Source organism: Streptomyces sp. NPDC054840 (assembly GCF_053611065.1).
Map to the genome: position 1 here is coordinate 1 of NZ_JBSGZP010001147.1, position 1,154 is coordinate 1,154.

1 protein-coding gene and 1 pseudogene are annotated in these 1,154 nt (G+C 72.6%); both read left to right on the forward strand.

The window, feature by feature from the left end; all coding sequences use genetic code 11:
* The first annotated feature begins 248 nt into the window (after positions 1–248).
* Complete coding sequence (locus tag ACWGIU_RS38250) at positions 249–581, forward strand: trypco2 family protein (protein ID WP_453712750.1); 333 nt, start codon at positions 249–251, stop codon at positions 579–581.
* A gap of 127 nt (positions 582–708) precedes the next feature.
* Positions 709–1,154, forward strand: a pseudogene (locus ACWGIU_RS38255) (hypothetical protein); the annotation flags it as partial.

Genomic DNA, 1,154 nt, shown 5'->3' on the forward strand with positions numbered 1-1,154 from the left:
CCGCATCCTGCGCACCGCGCAACCACCTCCCCCCGACCTCGAAGAAGCCGCCCCGAGCGTCTCCGCAGACGCCGTCACCCACTCACCCGCGCACCTGCCACCCGCGCACCTGCCACCTGACCAACGTCCCCCAGAGCTGGGTACGGCACCCAGGAGGCGGGATCGGCTGCGGCGGCCACAGCTCTGGTTCTACGGTGGCCAGGTCAGCGCGATCATGCGTCAGGTACAGGTACGTAGGGGTGGGTGCGGTGGATATTCCTCTGGTGGATGCGGTGGCTGCGGTACGCGACGAACTGCTGTCGGCGGCGGCTCAGGTGGGCGAGGATCCTGGGGTGGTATTCGCGGTGGGGCCGGTGGAGATGGAGTTCGAGGTCGAACTGCGGGCGGACGCGAAGGCGAAGGCCGGGTTCAAGCTGTGGGCGGTGGGCGCGGAGACCGAGGCCGGCCTTTCGCGCGGTCGTACCCACCGCGTCTCCTTCACCCTCACCCCCAAGCGTCCCGACGGCGGCGACCTGCTCGTCAGCTCCGCGCAGAACCGCCCGGAGGGGCCGGGCGACGTGTCGGGGCGCATCCCGGACTGACGGTGGCGCGGTCCGGTCGGCACGACCGGACCCAGGCAGGGGGTCGGGACCGGGTAAGGCGGTGGGAACCGGTGAAGGTGTTGGGACCGGGGTGGGGTAGGAAGTGGAACAGCTGAGGGTGACCGCAGTGACCGGGCCGAAAGGCCCGGGGTCGGGGTACGCGGTCGGTGGCCGCCTGGTTCTGACCTCCGCGCACGTCACCGGCCCGACCGGTGGCCGCGTGCAGGTGTTCCACCCGGGTGGCGACGGCAGCGCGGGCGGAACCGTGATGTGGGCCGGGACGCCGGGCGGGCGTGACGACGCGGCGCTCGTCCTCGTCGATGACTCCCCGCATTGGCGGCCGCCAGCAGCGCCGGTCCTGTGGGGGCGCCCCGACACCAAGCGCCCGGGCGCCCCCTGCGAGACCTGGGGTGTCCCGGACGAGGCCCAACGCCCGGGCCGGCCAGTCGAAACCGCGCACCTACACGGGGAGGTGAACCCCGGCAGCGGCTTCGTCGGCAACCAATACGTCATGGACCTGCGCAACCCTGCCGCCGGGTGGCCGAGCGACGGGACCTCGCCGTGGTCGGGCCT